This window comes from Boseongicola sp., from assembly GCF_057460485.1.
Genome location: NZ_JBVCWP010000421.1, coordinates 1 through 2,410, shown reverse-complemented (window position 1 = coordinate 2,410; position 2,410 = coordinate 1). Strand labels below are relative to the sequence as shown.

At 55.7% G+C, this 2,410-nt stretch carries 1 protein-coding gene; it reads left to right on the top strand.

Features of this window, described 5'->3' with window-relative positions; genetic code table 11:
• On the top strand, positions 1–2,054 hold a 2,054-nt coding region (locus AC221Y_RS23075), incomplete at its 5' end, for a SulP family inorganic anion transporter (protein ID WP_486708621.1).
• Positions 2,055–2,410 lie beyond the last annotated feature (356 nt).

The window sequence follows — 2,410 nt, the reverse complement described above, 5'->3', positions numbered from 1 at the left end:
TTCTTTCCATAATCATCTGCGCTTTCGGCGGCGTACTGGGCAGCGGTCTTGCACCCACCATCCTGTCCCCTCGCAGTGCCTTGGCACCGATCTATTCTGCAATCGTTGCTTCGGTGATCGCGGGCCTGCCTGCAAATGATCCTAATGCGGCCCCTACTGTCATTGCTGCGATCATGATGGCCACGACGGTAACCGGATTTATCCTGTTGGCGGTCAGCTTCGGCAAGATCGGAAACCTGATCAGGTACATTCCCTATCCCGTAATGGCGGGCTTCTTTGCCGGGATCGGGCTCATTTTCGTTATCGGCGGCCTGAGCGTTTCAAGTGGTTCTGCCCTCTCTCTGAACAATCTCAGTTACCTTTTTTCCAGTGCCGGTATGCGGCTTATTATCCCCGCCGTATTGCTGGGCGTTGTCTTTTCGCTCGTCACACGGCGCGTCAACCATTGGGCGGTGTTCCCGCTGATCATCCTCGGCACGATTGCGCTCTTCTATGGCGCAACAGCTCTCTTGGGTATTTCCGTGGACGAAAGCATCGCGGGCGGGTGGCTGCCAAAGCCGTCCGAAGCGGGCCTCAAACTGCCCATCATGACCTTCGACGACTTGCACCGTGTTCAATGGGCCGTCGTGTTTGCCCAAGCGGGCGCCTACGCATCGCTCGCTGTCATCGCGACGCTCATCCTGCTGGTGGATGTGTCCGGCGTCGAAATGATAGCAGAATGCGAACTTGACTATGAACGCGAACTCAAGACGGCCGGACTAACCAACATCGTGGTCGGCTTGTCTGGCGGATACGCGGGCATACAGTCCGCGCCGGAAACCGCGCTTGCCGTCAGGCTTGGCGGCAATTCCCGCTGGGTCGGTATCTTCTATGCTATCCTGGTCGCAATTGTCATGGCAATCGGCTCCGATATCGTGGCTTTAGTTCCGACCTTCGTGCTGGGCGGCCTGCTTTTCTACCTCGGGCTTGATTTTCTCCTGACCTGGACGTGGGCCAAACGTCATGAGCTTCCGGTTCCGGATTTTGCGATCGTCATGGTTATTGTGGCGGCAATTGCCTTCGTCGGGGTTCTTGAGGGAATCGCCCTTGGAATTGCCATTGCTGTCGCTCTGTTTGTGATCAGCTACAGCAGGCTGAGCTTCGTAAAGGCGGACATGGGCGGAGACACCTATGACAGCATCGTCGTAAGAAATCCGGTCGCACAGGCGCACCTAAATCGGGAATGCGGCAAGATCTGGATCATGAAGCTACAGGGCTTCTTGTTTTTCGGCACTGCGGATCGGCTGTTCCGGTTGGTTCAAAATCGGATCAAAGACGAAGATGTGCCGCGCCTGGGTTATCTTGTCCTGGATTTCCAGCGGGTCGACGGTTTGGATGCGACTGCGGTGCAAGTCCTCGTGAAACTCGGAAAATACGCGAAACGCGAGGGCTTTGTCGTCATAATGTCAGGGTTTCGCGAAGCGGCCAGAAACAAGCTCAATTCGGCAGGATTCGAGGCTCTGACGGGGAACGGCGACGCCGTTTCCGGAGCGGTGGTCGGAAGGTCAATTGAGGACGCCGTCATGTGGTGCGAAGACGATATCCTGTCGGGCCTCGAACATCCGCACCGAGGGTTCGAGGATACACTTGAGAGCCTTCTGGAGCAGATGATCGGCACATGCGATTCTGCCTTACTACTGGCGCCGTATTTCGAGAAAAAGGATATCCGCGCTGGGGAATTTCTGTTTCAAGAAGGGGATGACGGAACCAGCCTTTATGTCTTGGCTTCGGGCACCGCTTCGGTTGTCGTGAATGCAGGCTCGGACGGGAAGCGTACGATACGCAGGTTCGAACAAGGCACCATTTTAGGAGAAATGGCACTATTCACAGGCGACAAACGGTCTGCGTCCGTCCACATCGACGAGGATGCGACTTTCTACTGCCTCCATAAAGCCGAATTTCACAGGGCGCAGGAAGAAGAGCCCGTCGCAACCGGGCGGTTTCAATCCTATATCGTGTGTAAGTTGTCGGAGCGGTTGGACCGCGCCAACAAGGAAATCCGTACTTTAGGTTGAAGACCTGACGACCTGACGACACTGTGAAGCGCCATGATCGCGATCGCGCCAACACGGTTATTGTTCAACCCAACAACTGGTTCGAGATTTTCCACATAAATTCACTTGCGCACTGCTCCGTTTCAGACATCGTCGGTTCTGGTCTTGGCCGGTCGCGGGAGAATCCGAGCCCTTGCCAGTCTGCGCGACGTCAAGAGCTGAACACAACCGGTCGACGTTTTTGGCCGCTATGTCCAGCCCAAAGAAAATCAGCAGATGTCTGCGCTCGGCGGTGGCGAGTTACTTGCTGGCAATGTCCGACATTGCCAGATGGTCCGAGACGACCACGAAGATAATCCCGTCCGATGCGTAGATTT